Here is a 16821-nt window from a genome sequence, read left to right on the forward strand (position 1 = left end):
CGGAGGGGCCGACCCCAGCTGGGGTCGGCCCCTCCGGCGTTCGCGGACGCTCGAGAAAAAGGCTTCACAGAGGCCGGAGCGCGGGCTCCTTCTGCACCGCGCCCAGCAGACGGTCGAGCGCCATCTCGACGTCCTCTTTCCATGACAGCGTCGTGCGCAGCTCCAGCCGCATCCGCGGGTACGACGGGTGGGGCCGGACGGTCTTGAAGCCCACTGCCAGCAGATGGTCCGCGGGGAGCAGACAGGCCGGTTCCTTCCACCGTGCGTCTCCGAAGGCTTCGATCGCCTTGAACCCCCGGCGCAGCAGATCCTTGGCGACGGTCTGCACCATGACGCGCCCCAAGCCCTGGCCCTGATGGCTCGGGGCGATCCAGGCGGTCATCAGCTGCACCGCATCCGGTGACACCGGGCTCGTGGGGAATGCCGTGGAGCGCGGCACGTAGGCGGGAGGGGCATAGAGCACGTAGCCCACGGGAGCCTCGTCCACGTAGACCACTCGCCCGCAGGATCCCCACTCGAGGAGGACCGCGGAGATCCAGGACTCCTTCTCCAGACCGGGCGTGCCGGCTCTTACCGCTGCCTCGCCGCTGACGGGGTCCAGCTCCCAGAAGACGCACGAGCGACAGCGCTCGGGAAGGTCCGGAAGGTTGTCCAGCGTGAGCGGTACGAGCCGACGCCCCATGAAGACAGTTCCTCGCTTCCCTCGCCCGCCGCGGCACGCGCAGCGGTCAGAGCGCTCCGTTCCCTGAGCAGGCCGCCGACGAATCCACCGACTGCGCCCAGTCCCAGACCTGCGGTCATCAGTCCGCTGCGACTCACCGTTCGCATGGCTGCTGCTTCCTTCAGAAGGCTTCCGGCTGGCTCCGTCCGTCCCTGTCGCATCGTAACCAGGATGAGATTCCACCGATACCGTAAGAAAGCAAAGAGCGGACCGCGTTCCGGTACACACCGGACACGGCCCGCCCTCTTGAACGGTCGCCGCTCAGCTCTCGCCGTCGGCCTCGTCCGTCTCCGGGAGGCCCTCCTGGAGGAGTGACTCCTCGTCCGGAGCCAGGGTGCCCATGATCCGCCTGAGGTCGCCCAGATCGGCGAACTCGACGATGATCTTGCCCTTCTTCTGACCCATGTCGACCTTCACCCGCGTGTCGAAGCGGTCCGAGAGGCGCGTCGCCAGACGGTTCAGGCCCGGGGAGACCAGGGTTCCTGTGCGCGGTCCCTTCGCGCGGGGCGCTGCCTTGGAGTGCGACCCCATCAGGGTGACGATCTCTTCGACCGCTCGCACCGAAAGCCCCTCGGCGACGATGCGGAGCGCGAGCCGGTCCTGCTCCTCGGAGTCCTCGACCCCCAGGAGGGCGCGCGCGTGACCGGCCGACAGGACACCTGCCGCCACCCGCTTCTGCACAGCCGGCGACAGCTTCAGCAGACGCAGCGTGTTCGAGACCTGCGGGCGCGAACGACCGATCCGGTCCGCCAACTGGTCGTGGGTGCAGTTGAAGTCGGTGAGCAGCTGCTCGTACGCCTTCGCCTCCTCCAGCGGGTTCAGCTGAGCCCGGTGGAGGTTCTCCAGGAGGGCGTCGAGGAGAAGCTTCTCGTCGTCCGTGGCACGGACGATCGCGGGAATGCGCTCGAGCTCCGCCTCACGGCTTGCGCGCCAACGCCGCTCGCCCATGATGAGCTCGAAGCTCTCCGGGCCCACCTGGCGTACGACGACCGGCTGGAGCAGGCCGACTTCCTTGATGGACGTGACGAGTTCGGCCAGTGCCTCCTCGTCGAACACATCGCGCGGCTGGCGCGGGTTCGGCGAGATCGAGTCGAGCGGCAGCTCGGCGAAGTACGCCACCTCGGACGCTTCCGCGTCCGCGTGTGCGGAAGCACCCGGAGCCACAGGCTCTTCTGTTTCACGTGAAACAGCGGCCTGAGGAAGCGAGGCCAGCTTCGCAGCCGCGACGCCCCGCTCCTGGGTCAGCGACGGCATCGCGGCGCTGGGCGCCGAGACTCCACCGGCCGGACCCGTGGGCACCGAGTCCTCAGGGGTGGGAGCTGCCGGGATCAGGGCTTTGAGGCCGCGGCCCAGTCCCCTCCGTTGTGCGCTCATTGAATGCCCTCCGGCGTGCTCTGCTGGTCAAGTTGCGTGCCCGAATGGGCCTGCGGGGCTTCGTAGTGGATCCCGACACCGCGCAGCGCCATCTCTCGCGCCGCTTCGAGGTACGAGAGCGCACCGCTCGACCCTGGATCGTAGGTCAAGACCGTCTGCCCATAGCTGGGCGCCTCCGAGATACGGACCGAGCGCGGGATGCTCGTGCGCAGCACCTCCTCACCGAAGTGGTTACGGACCTCGTCCGCGACCTGCGACGCAAGGCGGGTCCGGCCGTCGTACATCGTGAGGAGGATCGTCGACACGTGGAGGTTCGGGTTCAGATGGCCTCGTACCAGGTCCACATTGCGCAGCAGCTGGCCCAGGCCCTCGAGCGCGTAGTACTCGCACTGGATCGGGATGAGCACCTCGGCACCGGCGACGAGCGCGTTGACTGTCAGCAGTCCCAGGGAGGGTGGGCAGTCGATGAGCACGTAGTCGAGCGGCTGCTCGTACGCCTGGATGGCCCGCTGGAGTCGGCTCTCGCGTGCCACCAGGGAGACCAGCTCGATCTCGGCGCCGGCCAGATCGATGGTGGCCGGGGCGCAGAAGAGGCCTTCGACGTCCGGGACAGGCTGCACGACTTCCGCCAGCGGCCTGCTCTCGACCAGCACGTCGTAGATGGAGGGGACCTCGGCATGATGGTCGATGCCCAGAGCCGTGGAGGCGTTGCCCTGCGGGTCCAGGTCGATCACCAGGACGCGGGCGCCGTGCAGCGCGAGCGAAGCGGCGAGGTTGACGGTCGTCGTGGTCTTGCCGACGCCGCCCTTCTGGTTGGCTACCACCATGACGCGGGTCTGCTCAGGACGTGGCAGGCCTTCGCCTGCGCGACCGAGCGCTTCCACTGCCAGCTGGGCAGCGCGACCGATGGGTGTGTCGTCCATCGGGGGCGGTGTTTCACGTGAAACATCCTCCCCCGCCGATTCGGTGCGGGGACCGGGGACCGGATCGGTCATCGGTCCCGCGATGTTGGCGTCGGACCGCAAGGATTCACTCTCCTCGACTTCAGGCTCGCAATGAACAGAGCCTCCCATGCCTTCGGGGTCGAGAACCAGCGAGGCCCTGTCTTCTGTGGATGAAACCCCTTCTGTGGACAACTCCATCCCCCTGTCGAGGGACCCCAAGGGTTTCCGGTCGCGTGGGGCGGCCGCCGCGCGACCGCGACTGATGATGCCCTGCAGCAATGAGCGACGTTTCACGTGAAACACGATGCACCGCGGGCCGATGCCGTCCGGTGCGACACCCCGGCGGGCGTACAGGGGACAGCTTTTGTGGAGTACCGCCGGTCATCAGTGTGGATCAGCGGTACTCCGCCTGCTCCTGACGGAAGCAGGACCCAAGAACGTCAGCGCCGGCGGCGGGCGCGTCCCGTACGAGCCGCCTTGGCCCGCTTGGCCGCGAAACGGACGCCGCCCGGGCTCTCGCCGACCTCGACGCGCACCACGGTGGACAGCGGGTCGACGACTCCCTCGCCCACGTGGAGAACCGAGGTCTCCACGGCGCCGAGCTTGCTCAGCGCAGCGCCGGCCGCCTTGACCTCTTCCTCGGCGGTGTCGCCCTTGAGCGCCAGCATCTCCCCGTAGGGGCGCAGCAGCGGGACGCCCCAGGCCGCGAGACGGTCCAGCGGTGCGACCGCCCGTGCCGTGACGACATGGACGGGCGTCAGCTTGCCGAGGACCTCCTCGGCACGGCCGCGGACCACCGTGACGTGGTCGAGGCCGAGCAGCTCGACGACCTCGGTGAGGAAGGTCGTACGCCGCAGCAGGGGCTCTAGCAGAGTGATCTTGAGGTCGGGACGGACGAGAGCGAGCGGGATGCCCGGCAGGCCGGCTCCGGACCCGACATCGCACACGGTGACACCCTCGGGGACGACCTCGGAGAGCACCGCGCAATTGAGGATGTGCCGCTCCCACAGTCGCGGCACCTCCCGCGGGCCGATGAGACCGCGCTGCACACCCGCGTCCGCAAGCAGCTCCGCGTACCGGACTGCGTCCGGGAAGCGCTCGCCGAATACCGCCCGGGCCTGCTCCGGAGCCGGGGGGAGTTCTGCTGCCTCCGTCACGGGGACCGTCCTTCCGTACCGCACTACCGCACTGGGTGGCTGACTAACAGGCTGACAAAGATCGGCCCCGCCTGCGAACAGACGGGGCCGGGAAAGCGACGTACCGCTCAGGCGGGAAGTACGACGACGAAGCGCTGCGGCTCCTCGCCCTCGGACTCGCTGCGCAGGCCGGCGGCCTTGACCGCGTCGTGCACGACCTTGCGCTCGAACGGCGTCATCGGCTTCATCTTGACCGGCTCGCCGGAGCTCTTCACCTCGGCCGCGGCCTCGGCGCCCTGCTCGGTCAGCTCGGCACGCTTCTTGGCGCGGTATCCGGCGATGTCCAGCATCAGACGGCTGCGGTCACCGGTCTCACGGTGCACGGCCAGGCGGGTCAGCTCCTGAAGGGCTTCCAGGACCTCGCCGTCGCGGCCGACCAGCTTCTGCAGATCGCGGCCGCCGCCGTCACTGACGATGGACACGGCGGCCCGGTCGGCCTCGACGTCCATGTCGATGTCACCGTCGAGGTCCGCGATGTCCAGCAGACCCTCGAGGTAGTCCGCGGCGATCTCACCCTCCTGCTCGAGGTGGGTCAGGGTGTCGCCAACCTCGGGAGAGGTGGTGCCTTCCGTCACTGGAGGGGCTCCTTCTTGGGTCAAGACTTACTTCTTGGACGAGGACTTGGAGCGCGGCGGCTGGCCCTTGCGCTGATTGGACTTCGCGCGGCTGCGACCGGCTGCGGTGGCGCCGCCGGCCGGCTTGCCGCCACCGGACTGCTTGGCCTTGGGGGCGGCGTCCTGCGGCTCGTCCTTCTTCTCCAGCGAGGGCTTCTGCTGGGCCGCGTCGGTGCCGGCGGCGCCCTGCGCCGTGGGGCCGGACTGGCGCTGCGACTTGGACTGGCGCTTGGGCTGCTGCCGCTTCTGGGGGCCGGCCGCCTTGGGGGTGCCGTCCTCGTCCAGGACCTCGGTCGCGGAGGCGCCCTTCACGACGGTGCCGTCCGCCTGGGCGCTCAGCCCGGCCTTGCTCAGACCGTTGATGAACTTGCGCTCGTACTCGTTGCGGTCGCGGCCCTTGGCGACGATGGCCTTGACGATGGTCCGCTCGCGCTTGGTCCGCGTGGCGCTGTGCGTGGCGACGTGCTTCTGCAGGCCCTCGAGCATCTTGGCCTGGGCCTTGCTGCCCGGGGTGGGGTTCCGGCTGATGACGTACATCTGCTGACCCATGGTCCAGACGTTGGTGGTCAGCCAGTAGACGAGCACACCCACGGGGAAGTTGATGCCCATGAAGAGGAAGATCAGCGGGAAGACGTACATCAGCATCTTCTGCTGCTGCATGAACGGCGTCTTCACCGTCAGGTCGACGTTCCGCGTCATCAGCTGGCGCTGCGTGTAGAACTGCGACGCCGACATCAGGACGATCATGATGGCGGTGACGACGCGGACGTCCGTCAGCGAGGCACCCATCTTGGAGATCTCGGCGGCACTGTCCGTGAACTTCGCAGCCAGGGGGGCGCCGAAGATGTGCGCCTTCTGCGCGCTGTCGAGCAGCGACTGGTCGATGAAGCCGATCTTCTTGCCGTCGGCGATGCCGGCGAGCGTGTGGTACAGCGCGAAGAAGAACGGCGACTGCACGAGGATGGGAAGGCACGAGGAGAGCGGGTTGGTACCCGTCTCCTTGTACAGCTTCATCATCTCTTCGGACTGACGCTGCTTGTCGTTCTTGTAGCGCTCCTGGATCGCCTTCATCTGCGGCTGGAGCAGCTGCATGTTCCGCGTGGCCTTGATCTGCTTCACGAAGAGCGGGATCAGGCAGATGCGGATCAGCACCACCAGGAACACGATCGACAGGCCCCAGGCCCAGCCGGAGTCAGGGCCGAAGATGGCCCCGAAGACCTTGTGGAACTGGACGATGACCCAGGACACCGGGTAGGTGAGAAACGCGAAGACGCCGGAAATCGCGTTGACGATATCGGAAATCATGTCCCTGATCAGGCTCCTTGGGCATGGGGCGGGGTCGATGCGGACGGGGTGTCCTGGGCAGGCTGTCTGTCGTCGTCAACGACGGGAGCCGCCTTCTTGTCCCCGCGCAAGGCACTGCGGAGCATTTCGTGCCAGCGTGGGCGCTTGCGCGGCGGAACGTGGTCGACACCGCCGTGCGACCACGGGTTGCACCTGAGGATGCGCCAGGCGGTGAGGGCTGTTCCCTTGATCGCACCGTGCCGGTCGATGGCCGTGAAGCCATAGTGGGAGCACGAAGGGTAGTACTTGCACACCGGACCGAGCAGCGGACTGATGGTCCACTGGTAGAGCTTGATCAAGGCCAGGAATGGGTACTTCATCGCGCGCCCCCTCCCAGAAGCCGCTTCAGGGCGGCGTCCAGGTCTCGGGCCAGCTGTGCGTGGGTCGCGTCGCCTGCTCCGGGCAACGCGCGTACGACTACCAGGCTACCTGGGGGCAACAAGGCCACTCGGTCGCGCATGAGGTGCCGAAGTCTGCGCTTCACCGCGTTCCGTACGACGGATCCACCCACGGCCTTGCTCACGACGAAACCCGCACGCGTCGGGGGAACGCTCTCCCCAGGTGCGTGCGGGTCCGTTGAACCGCTGCGTAGATGGACGACGAGAAGCGGGCGTCCAGCCCGGCGTCCTCGACGTACCGCGGTCGCGAAGTCCTCGCGCCGCCTCAGCCGATGCTCGGTAGGCAGCACGTCATGACCTGATCAGCGAGATCAGGCGGACAGGCTGGCGCGACCCTTGCCACGACGGTTGGCGAGGATCGCACGACCGGCGCGGGTCCGCATGCGGAGGCGGAAACCGTGGGTCTTGGCGCGACGACGGTTGTTCGGCTGGAAGGTGCGCTTGCTCACTCGGGGGCTCCAGAGAAATTCGGGTGGTGGCGGGACATCGCCTGGCTGTCACCGTGCGCCCACGAGTAGCTCGCAATACGCCCGAGTGCACCGCTACACGTACCGCAATCAATTTCCGGTCCGTGACCTTGCCCATCGGAGGCAGGCGGCAGCAGCCATCGACAACTCGACCTGGTCACGGTACGCGCGGCTACGCCATCCGGTCAAACCGGCATCGCGCGGGGGACACTGTCCACAGGCTGGGGACAACAACTTGAACCACGGCGGTCGCGCTGACTACCGTGGCTGAACTCCGATTCGTTCCCTTCTCCCCGCCGCACCCGGTTTCTTTCCCGAACCGGGTTCGACCTTCTCACCCATCCCGTCCCAGGAATCACACGTTCGTGGGACCAGCGAGAGAGCGTGCCCTGTGGCTGACGTACCTGCCGATCTTGCCGCAGTGTGGCCACGAGTTCTGGAACAACTTCTCGGGGAAGGCCGCGGGCAGGGCGTCGAGACGAAGGACGAGCACTGGATCCGGCGCTGCCAGCCCCTGGCACTCGTCGCCGACACCGCCCTGCTGGCCGTGCCGAACGAGTTCGCCAAGGGCGTACTGGAGGGCCGGCTGGCCCCCGTCGTCAGCGACACCCTGAGCCGTGAGTGCGGACGCCCCATCCGGATCGCGATCACGGTCGACGACTCCGTGGGCGAGCAGCCCGCGCCGTCGGCCCCGTCGGCCCCGCAGCACCGCTACGAGGACACCGAGCCGCCCGCGGCCCCCGGCCCGGGCCACGACACGTACGAGCAGCGGGACAGCCGCGACGGACGGGACGGGCGGGACGCGTACGAGGGCTACGAACGCCGCGGCATGGACGACCGCGGGCAGGGCGGCCGTGGCGAGCAGCCGGCTCCCCAGCCCCAGCGCGAGGACCCGCTGCCGACGGCTCGGCCCGCCTACCCCGACTACCAGCGCCCGCAGCCCGGCGCCTGGCCGCGCCCGCAGCAGGACGAGTACAGCTGGCAGCAGCCGCGCCTCGGCTTCCCCGAGCGCGACCCGTACGCGACGCCTCCGCAGCAGCACGACTATCGCCAGCAGGAGCGCTCGCCCTACGAACAGCAAGGACAGCAGGGACAGCAGGGGTACGACCAGCAGGCGTACGAACCGGAGCGCGGCCGCTACGAGCAGCAGCAGCCGGAGCGCTCCTCCTACAACGAACGCTCCTCCTATGAGGAGCGGCCCCCTTACGAGGAGCGCGCCCCCTATGAGGAGCGCAGCGGGTACGAGGAGCGTTCCTCCTACGACACGTCGCCCTCGGCCCGCCCGTCGCACGGAGCCCATGAGCGTCCGCAGCGGCGCGATCCGGGCGAGCCGTCGTCGATGGGCGGCGGCCGGCACGCCCAGGACTCCGGTCCGGCCGGGCCCGGCGGACCCGGCGGCCGTGGTGTGCCCAGCGGCGCTCCCGGCCCGCTGGCCGCGCAGCCCGCGCCGGCGACGGGTCCCGGCGAGCCGACCGCGCGGCTGAACCCCAAGTACCTCTTCGACACCTTTGTGATCGGCGCGTCGAACCGGTTCGCGCACGCGGCCGCGGTCGCGGTCGCCGAGGCGCCCGCGAAGGCCTACAACCCCCTGTTCATCTATGGGGAGTCGGGCCTCGGCAAGACGCACCTGCTGCACGCCATCGGGCACTACGCCCGTAGTCTCTACCCCGGTACGCGCGTGCGGTACGTGAGCTCGGAGGAGTTCACCAACGAGTTCATCAACTCGATCCGCGACGGCAAGGGCGACTCCTTCCGCAAGCGGTACCGCGAGATGGACATCCTGCTCGTCGACGACATCCAGTTCCTCGCGGACAAGGAGTCGACGCAGGAGGAGTTCTTCCACACGTTCAACACGCTCCACAACGCGAACAAGCAGATCGTGCTCTCCAGCGACCGGCCGCCCAAGCAGCTGGTGACCCTGGAGGACCGTCTGCGCAACCGGTTCGAGTGGGGCCTGATCACGGACGTCCAGCCGCCCGAGCTGGAGACGCGGATCGCGATCCTCCGCAAGAAGGCCGTGCAGGAGCAGCTCAACGCGCCTCCGGAGGTCCTCGAGTTCATCGCGTCCCGTATCTCGCGCAACATCCGCGAGCTGGAGGGCGCACTGATCCGCGTCACGGCGTTCGCCTCGCTGAACCGGCAGCCGGTGGATCTCGGGTTGACCGAGATCGTGCTCAAGGACCTGATCCCCGGCGGCGAGGACGCGGCGCCGGAGATCACGGCGACGGCGATCATGGCGTCGACCGCGGACTACTTCGGGCTCACGGTCGAGGACCTCTGCGGATCGTCGCGCAGCCGCGTCCTGGTGACCGCCCGCCAGATCGCGATGTACCTGTGCCGTGAGCTCACCGACCTGTCGCTGCCGAAGATCGGCGCGCAGTTCGGCGGGCGGGACCACACGACCGTCATGCACGCGGACCGCAAGATCCGCGCGCTGATGGCCGAGCGGCGCTCCATCTACAACCAGGTCACCGAGCTCACGAACCGCATCAAGAACGGCTGACAGCGGCTCGGCACGAGCTGAGCCCGTTCTCCCAGGGCGCTCCGGATCCGCACCGGGGCGCCCTTTCGTATGCCCTCAGGGCCTCTGTGAACGGCTCCGTGGCCCTCGGTCGCGGTGCGGAAGCGGCGCCCGTCGGCCTGTCCACGACCCATCGGTGTTCGATTAACGGCCAGGTCACGGGGGTTCTCCACAGATCTGCCGGGTTTTTGCGATCCACACCCTGGGGACCGCAGAGTTGTCCAGAATGCATCCACAGGCAGATCGGGTGACAGAGCATCAGGCCAGGTCAGGTGGCTGTGGATTCGTGGACAGACGATCTCCACAGGCTGTGGACAGATTTTTCTTCCACAGGGTGTGCATTTCGTTGTCCACTGTCGACCCACAGGATCGCAGCCGTTGTGCACAGCGATCCGGCGCTTCTCCACACGGCTGTCCACTGTTCGGCAACATGACGCGCCCCGTCACCGGCTCGAGTGAAAGGCGTCACATCGAGGGCCCTCGTCACCCTGTGGGGAACCGGGCCGAAGCTGGGGACGGATCTGGGGAGAAGTGGCCCCGGGCTGTGCATCGTGTGTGCAGAACTTTTCGCCGTCCACAGCGAGGGCGGGTTGTCCACCGCCTCGGCCCACAGGCTCGGTGGACAAAAAACCGGGCCTGACCTGCGCAGAAGCAGTTATCCACGGTTTCCACAGCCCCTACTACTACTCCCAACTAGAGAGAGCTGGGAATCCGTTTCGAAGTGGGGGCTGTGCACAACTTGCTCTCGGCACCTCGACCACGCCCCGGTGCGACTTGACCGAGGCGGGCAACGACTGTCAGCGCGGTACGTCAGACTGGTCCCCGGTGTTCTCCCCAGCTGTGGGCCGAGCGACACCACGTCTGCCGATGCAGACGGCAGACCGAAGACCAACGCAGGGCGAGAGCAGCCAGCAACAGCAGGAGGCGGCTTACGGTGAAGATCCGGGTGGAACGCGACGTACTCGCGGAGGCGGTGGCCTGGGCGGCGCGCAGCCTCCCGGCACGACCGCCTGCGCCCGTCCTCGCGGGCCTTCTGCTGAAGGCCGAGGAGGGCGCACTCAGCCTGTCGAGCTTCGACTACGAGGTCTCGGCACGCGTCTCCGTGGACGCGGAGGTCGACGAGGAGGGCACGGTGCTCGTGTCCGGCCGCCTCCTCGCCGACATCTGCCGCGCCCTGCCCAACAGGCCGGTGGAGATCTCCACAGACGGTGTACGGGCGACCGTGGTGTGCGGCTCCTCGCGCTTCACGCTCCACACCCTGCCTGTGGAGGAGTACCCGGCACTGCCGCAGATGCCGACCGCGACGGGCACCGTCCCGGGCGAGGTCTTCGCTGCCGCCGCCCAGCAGGTGGCCATCGCCGCCGGCCGTGACGACACGCTGCCCGTCCTCACCGGTGTGCGCATCGAGATCGAGGGCGACACCGTGACGCTGGCGTCCACGGACCGCTACCGCTTCGCGGTGCGCGAGTTCCTGTGGAAGCCGGAGGACCCCGAGGCCTCCGCGGTCGCCCTGGTACCCGCCAAGACGCTCCTGGACACCGCCAAGGCGCTGACCAGCGGTGACACGGTCACGATCGCCCTGTCCGGCTCCGGCGCGGGCGAAGGCCTCATCGGTTTCGAGGGCGCGGGCCGCCGCACCACCACCCGGCTGCTCGAGGGCGACCTGCCGAAGTACCGCACGCTGTTCCCGACGGAGTTCAACTCCGTGGCCGTCATCGAGACCGCCCCCTTCGAGGAGGCCGTCAAGCGCGTGGCCCTCGTCGCCGAGCGGAACACGCCGGTGCGGCTGAGCTTCGAGCAGGGCGTGCTCATCCTGGAGGCCGGCTCCAGCGACGACGCACAGGCTGTGGAAAGGCTCGACGCTCAGCTCGAGGGCGACGACATCTCGATCGCCTTCAACCCGCAGTTCCTGCTCGACGGCCTCAAGGAGATCAACTCCCCGGTCGCCCAGCTGTCGTTCACCACGTCCACCAAGCCCGCGCTGCTCAGCGGCAAGCCGGCCGTGGACGCCGAGGCGGACGAGGCCTACAAGTACCTGATCATGCCGGTGCGGCTGTCGGGCTGAGACGCCGAGCGGGCCGGCCGCTCGGGTTCGCCCGAGCGGCTACGCCCACAGGTGTGGACGAGAGGCCGGGTTTAGGCTCAGAACCGCGGACCGGGACGTCACAGGCGTTCCTCCGCGTCCCGTGCGCACCACCTCTCGCCCCCGTAGCAACGTAAGGATCCACTGATGGAGCTCGGTCTCGTCGGCCTCGGCAAGATGGGCGGCAACATGCGCGAGCGCATCCGCCGCGCAGGCCACACCGTCATCGGCTACGACCGCAACCCCGACCTCGCGGACGTCCACAGCCTCGAGGAGCTCGTCGGGCGCCTGGAGGCCCCCCGCGTGGTGTGGGTGATGGTCCCGGCCGGCGCCGCGACCCAGTCCACCGTCGACGAGCTCGGTGAGCTCCTCCAGCCGGGCGACGTCGTGGTCGACGGTGGGAACTCGCGCTGGACGGACGACGAGAAGCACGCCGAGGAGCTGGCGGCCAAGGGGATCGGCTTCGTCGACTGCGGCGTCTCCGGCGGCGTGTGGGGCCTCGAGAACGGCTACGCGCTGATGTACGGCGGCTCCGCCGAGAACGTGGCCAAGGTGCAGCCGGTCTTCGACGCGCTGAAGCCCGAGGGCGACTTCGGCTCGGTGCACGCGGGCAAGGTCGGCGCGGGCCACTTCGCCAAGATGGTCCACAACGGCATCGAGTACGCCATGATGCAGGCCTACGCCGAGGGCTGGGAGCTGCTCGAGGCCGCCGACTCGGTGACCGACGTGCGCGAGGTCTTCCGCTCCTGGCAGGAGGGCACCGTCATCCGCTCCTGGCTGCTCGACCTCGCGGTCAACGCCCTGGACGACGACGAGCACCTCGACAAGCTGCGCGGCTTCGCGCAGGACTCCGGCGAGGGCCGCTGGACCGTGGAAGCCGCCATCGACAACGCGGTCCCGCTCCCGGCGATCACCGCGTCCCTCTTCGCGCGCTTCTCCTCGCGCCAGGAGGACTCGCCGCAGATGAAGATGATCGCGGCGCTGCGCAATCAGTTCGGCGGCCACGCCGTCGAGAAGAAGTAATCCACAGCTGTAGACAAGCTGCGGATCAGCGGTGGACAACCGCTGCAGCCGTTCGAGAAGCACGTTGGGGGAGGTCGGCCCACGACCATGCACGTCACGCATCTGTCGCTGGCCGACTTCCGCTCGTACGCCCGGGCCGAGGTGGCGCTCGACGCGGGCGTCACCGCGTTCGTGGGGCCCAACGGGCAGGGCAAGACGAACCTCGTCGAGGCCGTCGGCTACCTCGCGAACCTCGGCAGTCACCGCGTCTCCTCCGACGCGCCGCTCGTCCGCATGGGCGCCGAGCGCGCCGTCGTCCGGGCCCAGGTGCGCCAGGGCGAGCGCCAGCAGCTCGTCGAGCTCGAACTGAACCCCGGCAAGGCCAACCGCGCCAGGATCAACAGGTCGTCGCAGGTCAGACCGCGTGACGTCCTCGGAATCGTGCGGACCGTGCTCTTCGCGCCCGAGGACCTGTCGCTCGTCAAGGGCGACCCCGGCGAGCGGCGCCGCTTCCTGGACGAGCTGATCACGGCCCGCTCGCCCCGCATGGCCGGCGTCCGCTCCGACTACGACCGCGTCCTCAAGCAGCGCAACACGCTGCTGAAGTCCGCGGCCCTCGCCCGCCGGCACGGCGGCCGCACCATGGACCTGTCCACGCTCGACGTGTGGGACCAGCACCTCGCGCGCGCGGGCGCGGAGCTGCTCGCCCAGCGGCACGATCTGATCGCGGCCCTGCAGCCTCTGGCCGACAAGGCCTACGAGCAGCTGGCTCCCGGCGGCGGCCCGCTCGCCCTGGAGTACCGGCCGTCGTCGCCCGAGATCGTCGGCCACGCGCGCGAGGAGCTCTACGAGCAGCTGATGGCCGCTCTGGAAGGCGCCCGCAAGCAGGAGATCGAGCGGGGCGTGACCCTGGTGGGCCCGCACCGCGACGAGCTGCTCCTCAAGCTCGGCCGGATGCCCGCCAAGGGCTACGCGAGTCACGGCGAGTCCTGGTCGTACGCGCTGGCGCTCCGCCTGGCCTCGTACGACCTGCTGAGGGCCGAGGGGAACGAGCCGGTGCTCGTCCTCGACGACGTCTTCGCCGAGCTCGACGCGCGCCGCAGGGAGCGCCTCGCGGAGCTCGTCGCGCCCGGCGAGCAGGTCCTCGTGACTGCTGCGGTCGACGACGACGTGCCGGAGCTGCTGAGCGGTGCCCGGTACGCGGTCTCCGAGGGCACGGTGGAGCGGCTGTGAGCGACCAGAAGTCCGGCCCGGGCCCCGACGGGGAGCGCCCGAAGGCACCCGGTGCGGAGCCCTCGGGCGTCGACCTCGCGCGCGTGGCGCTGCGCGCGGCGAAGGAGGCCGCCCGCGCGCGTGGCGCGTCGGCGCAGCAGAAGAAGCAGGCGCGGCGGGGCGGCGGGCTGCGCTCCGGGGCGCGGGCCGACGGACGGGACCCGATGGGCCTGGGCGCGGCCATCAACCGGCTGATCACCGAGCGCGGCTGGGAGACGCCGGCCGCGGTGGGCGGGGTCATGGGCCGCTGGCCGCAGATCGTCGGTGACGACCTCGCCAAGCACTGTGTGCCGCAGAAGTACGACGAGGACGAGTGCGTCCTGGTGGTGCAGTGCGATTCGACGGCGTGGGCGACGCAGGTGCGCATGCTGGCTCCGCAGCTGGTCAGACGGCTGAACGAGGACCTCGGGCACGGCACCGTGCGGCGCATCGACATCAGGAATCCCGGCGCGGGCCCCCGTCGCTACGGCCCCTTGCGCGCCCCTGGGAGCACCGGTCACGGCGACACCTACGGGTGAGCGTGCGGTCACGATTGCTGGGGGTTGACACCTCGAAGCGCTGAGTGCCGCTGTGAGCCTCTTGGAGCCCTGCTCCCCATAGGGGGAGTCGGCCGAGTGCGGTTGAGGGCGGCACATGCGGACTCAGGTACCGGCAAACCCCCATCACTGTCAGTGCTACCGGTACACTGGAGAGGAATCCCGCCCCACTTGTGGGACGCACCGAGCAACGCTGACAGGGCTTACCGAACAAACACGCCGCAGCCGCTCCGGCCACCGACCGGCAGCTTGGCCTGTGCTGTGCCAGAAAGGGCGCTTCGTGGCCGATTCCGGCAACCCCAACGAGAACATCCCGACCACCGACGCTGACGCGCACGCGAACGTAGGAGCGACAGACGCCTCCTACGACGCGAGCGCGATCACCGTCCTCGAAGGGCTGGACGCGGTCCGCAAGCGACCTGGCATGTACATCGGCTCGACCGGTGAGCGTGGCCTGCATCACATGGTGCAGGAGGTCGTGGACAACTCCGTCGACGAGGCGCTGGCCGGCCACGCCGACACGATCGACGTGACGATCCTGCCCGACGGCGGCGTCCGCGTGGTCGACAACGGCCGCGGCATCCCGGTCGGCATCATCCCCTCCGAGGGGAAGCCGGCCGTCGAGGTCGTCCTGACCGTGCTGCACGCGGGCGGCAAGTTCGGCGGCGGCGGGTACGCCGTCTCCGGTGGTCTGCACGGCGTCGGCGTCTCCGTCGTCAACGCCCTGTCGACGAAGGTCTCGGTCGAGATCAGGACCGACGGCCACCGGTGGACGCAGGACTACAAGATGGGTGCCCCGACGGCGCCTCTCGCGCAGCACGAGGCCACCGACGAGACCGGCACCTCGGTCACGTTCTGGGCCGACGGCGACATCTTCGAGACCACCGAGTACTCCTTCGAGACGCTGTCGCGGCGCTTCCAGGAGATGGCCTTCCTCAACAAGGGCCTGACGATCAAGCTCACCGACGAGCGCGAGTCCGCGAAGGCCACGGCCGGGGCGGACGCCAAGGAGGCGGGCGACGACACGGCCTTCGAGCCGCGCTCGGTGACGTACCACTACGAGGGCGGCATCGTCGACTTCGTGAAGTACCTCAACTCCCGCAAGGGCGAGGTCGTCCACCCCTCCGTGATCGACATCGAGGCCGAGGACAAGGAGAGGCTTCTCTCCGTCGAGGTCGCGATGCAGTGGAACACGAGCTACAGCGAGGGCGTCTACTCCTTCGCTAACACGATCCACACGCACGAGGGCGGCACCCACGAAGAGGGCTTCCGCTCGGCGCTGACCGCGCTGATCAACAAGTACGCGCGCGAGAAGAAGCTGCTGCGCGAGAAGGACGACAACCTCACGGGTGACGACATCCGCGAGGGTCTGACGGCGATCATCTCGGTCAAGCTCGGCGAGCCGCAGTTCGAGGGCCAGACGAAGACCAAGCTGGGCAACACCGAGGCGAAGACGTTCGTCCAGAAGGTCGTCCACGAGCACCTGAACGACTGGCTCGACCGGAACCCGAACGAGGCCGCGGACATCATCCGCAAGTCGATCCAGGCGGCCACCGCGCGCGTGGCGGCCCGTAAGGCGCGTGACCTCACGCGCCGCAAGGGCCTGCTCGAGTCGGCGTCCCTGCCGGGCAAGCTCTCGGACTGCCAGTCGAACGACCCCACCAAGTGCGAGATCTTCATCGTCGAGGGTGACTCCGCCGGTGGCTCGGCCAAGTCCGGCCGCGACCCGATGTACCAGGCCATCCTGCCGATCCGCGGCAAGATCCTGAACGTCGAGAAGGCGCGCATCGACAAGATCCTGCACAACCAGGAGATCCAGGCGCTGATCTCGGCCTTCGGCACCGGAGTCCACGAGGACTTCGACATCGAGAAGCTCCGCTATCACAAGATCATCCTGATGGCGGACGCCGACGTCGACGGCCAGCACATCAACACGCTGCTGCTGACCTTCCTGTTCCGCTTCATGCGCCCGCTCGTCGAGGCCGGACACGTCTTCCTGTCGCGCCCGCCGCTCTACAAGATCAAGTGGGGCCGGGACGACTTCGAGTACGCGTACTCGGACCGCGAGCGCGACGCGCTGATCGAGCTCGGCAAGCAGGCCGGCAAGCGCATCCGTGACGACTCGGTCCAGCGCTTCAAGGGTCTCGGCGAGATGAACGCCGAGGAGCTGCGCATCACGACCATGGACCAGGAGCACCGCGTCCTCGGCCAGGTCACGCTCGACGACGCCGCCCAGGCCGACGACCTGTTCTCGGTCCTCATGGGTGAGGACGTCGAGGCACGCCGCTCGTTCATCCAGCGCAACGCCAAGGACGTCCGCTTCCTCGACATCTGAGTCGGTCTCAGCTG

General features: G+C 68.7%; 15 protein-coding genes. 6 read left to right on the top strand and 9 right to left on the bottom strand.

The genetic code is table 11. The features are described 5' to 3' along the window. Positions 1–64: 64 nt before the first annotated feature. The 9 genes from GTW43_RS17180 to rpmH form a co-directional block, all read right to left on the bottom strand. A complete protein-coding gene (locus GTW43_RS17180) occupies positions 65–682 on the bottom strand; it encodes a GNAT family N-acetyltransferase (RefSeq protein ID WP_161301991.1) in 618 nt (205 codons plus the stop codon). 300 nt (positions 683–982) lie between these two features. Further along, positions 983–2095: a ParB/RepB/Spo0J family partition protein gene (locus GTW43_RS17185; RefSeq protein WP_161302903.1), complete on the bottom strand. Its 1113-nt coding sequence runs from the start codon at positions 2093–2095 to the stop codon at positions 983–985. Further along, entirely contained in the window at positions 2092–3168 is a 1077-nt protein-coding gene (locus GTW43_RS17190; RefSeq protein WP_161302927.1) for a ParA family protein, read from the bottom strand. The genes GTW43_RS17185 and GTW43_RS17190 overlap by 4 nt, the downstream gene beginning before the upstream one ends. Positions 3169–3479: 311 nt before the next feature. Further along, the gene (gene rsmG / locus GTW43_RS17195; protein WP_161302904.1) at positions 3480–4196 is read right to left on the bottom strand and encodes a 16S rRNA (guanine(527)-N(7))-methyltransferase RsmG; all 717 of its coding nucleotides are present in this window, start codon (positions 4194–4196) and stop codon (positions 3480–3482) included. Between the two features lie 107 nt (positions 4197–4303). Beyond that, positions 4304–4810 (bottom strand): R3H domain-containing nucleic acid-binding protein, encoded by a 507-nt coding sequence (locus GTW43_RS17200; RefSeq protein ID WP_161302905.1) that lies wholly within the window; start codon positions 4808–4810, stop codon positions 4304–4306. Positions 4811–4837: 27 nt separating this feature from the next. Next, entirely contained in the window at positions 4838–6154 is a 1317-nt protein-coding gene (gene yidC / locus GTW43_RS17205) for a membrane protein insertase YidC (protein WP_161302906.1), read from the bottom strand. Positions 6155–6162: 8 nt separating this feature from the next. After that, positions 6163–6513, bottom strand: a complete 351-nt coding sequence (gene yidD, locus GTW43_RS17210; RefSeq protein WP_161302907.1) for a membrane protein insertion efficiency factor YidD — start codon at positions 6511–6513, stop codon at positions 6163–6165. Beyond that, a complete protein-coding gene (rnpA, locus tag GTW43_RS17215) occupies positions 6510–6881 on the bottom strand; it encodes a ribonuclease P protein component (RefSeq protein ID WP_161302908.1) in 372 nt (123 codons plus the stop codon). The genes yidD and rnpA overlap by 4 nt, the downstream gene beginning before the upstream one ends. 21 nt (positions 6882–6902) lie before the next feature. Further along, positions 6903–7040, bottom strand: coding sequence for a 50S ribosomal protein L34 (rpmH, locus tag GTW43_RS17220; protein WP_006381191.1), 138 nt, complete (start codon positions 7038–7040; stop codon positions 6903–6905). Between the two features lie 409 nt (positions 7041–7449). On the opposite strand from rpmH, the gene dnaA reads away from it, so the two are divergent. From dnaA to gyrB, 6 genes are all read left to right on the top strand, one after another. Continuing rightward, a complete protein-coding gene (dnaA, locus tag GTW43_RS17225) occupies positions 7450–9561 on the top strand; it encodes a chromosomal replication initiator protein DnaA (protein WP_161302909.1) in 2112 nt (703 codons plus the stop codon). A 952-nt stretch (positions 9562–10513) separates the two neighbouring features. Beyond that, positions 10514–11644 carry a DNA polymerase III subunit beta gene (gene dnaN / locus GTW43_RS17230; RefSeq protein ID WP_161302910.1) on the top strand — a complete coding sequence of 377 codons (1131 nt, stop codon included), beginning with the start codon at positions 10514–10516 and terminating at the stop codon, positions 11642–11644. Between the two features lie 165 nt (positions 11645–11809). Next, positions 11810–12685 (top strand): phosphogluconate dehydrogenase (NAD(+)-dependent, decarboxylating), encoded by an 876-nt coding sequence (gene gnd, locus GTW43_RS17235; RefSeq protein WP_161302911.1) that lies wholly within the window; start codon positions 11810–11812, stop codon positions 12683–12685. Positions 12686–12772: 87 nt separating this feature from the next. After that, positions 12773–13897: a DNA replication/repair protein RecF gene (gene recF, locus GTW43_RS17240; RefSeq protein ID WP_161302912.1), complete on the top strand. Its 1125-nt coding sequence runs from the start codon at positions 12773–12775 to the stop codon at positions 13895–13897. Further along, a complete protein-coding gene (locus GTW43_RS17245; RefSeq protein ID WP_161302913.1) occupies positions 13894–14454 on the top strand; it encodes a DUF721 domain-containing protein in 561 nt (186 codons plus the stop codon). The genes recF and GTW43_RS17245 overlap by 4 nt, the downstream gene beginning before the upstream one ends. Positions 14455–14728: 274 nt before the next feature. Next, positions 14729–16807 (top strand): DNA topoisomerase (ATP-hydrolyzing) subunit B, encoded by a 2079-nt coding sequence (gyrB, locus tag GTW43_RS17250; protein ID WP_161302914.1) that lies wholly within the window; start codon positions 14729–14731, stop codon positions 16805–16807. Positions 16808–16821: the final 14 nt, after the last annotated feature.

The organism is Streptomyces sp. SID5785, assembly GCF_009870065.1.
In the GTDB taxonomy this organism is placed as follows: Bacteria; Actinomycetota; Actinomycetes; order Streptomycetales; family Streptomycetaceae; genus Streptomyces.

What these genes read in the sequence shown, in the direction of transcription:
- GTW43_RS17185 (WP_161302903.1), bottom strand. Translation starts at nt 2,095, where the DNA reads ATGAGCGCACAACGGAGGGGACTGGGCCGCGGCCTCAAAGCCCTGATC.
- gnd (WP_161302911.1), top strand. Translation starts at nt 11,810, where the DNA reads ATGGAGCTCGGTCTCGTCGGCCTCGGCAAGATGGGCGGCAACATGCGC.
- GTW43_RS17190 (WP_161302927.1), bottom strand. Translation starts at nt 3,168, where the DNA reads ATGGGAGGCTCTGTTCATTGCGAGCCTGAAGTCGAGGAGAGTGAATCC.
- yidC (WP_161302906.1), bottom strand. Translation starts at nt 6,154, where the DNA reads ATGATTTCCGATATCGTCAACGCGATTTCCGGCGTCTTCGCGTTTCTC.
- yidD (WP_161302907.1), bottom strand. Translation starts at nt 6,513, where the DNA reads ATGAAGTACCCATTCCTGGCCTTGATCAAGCTCTACCAGTGGACCATC.
- recF (WP_161302912.1), top strand. Translation starts at nt 12,773, where the DNA reads ATGCACGTCACGCATCTGTCGCTGGCCGACTTCCGCTCGTACGCCCGG.
- GTW43_RS17180 (WP_161301991.1), bottom strand. Translation starts at nt 682, where the DNA reads ATGGGGCGTCGGCTCGTACCGCTCACGCTGGACAACCTTCCGGACCTT.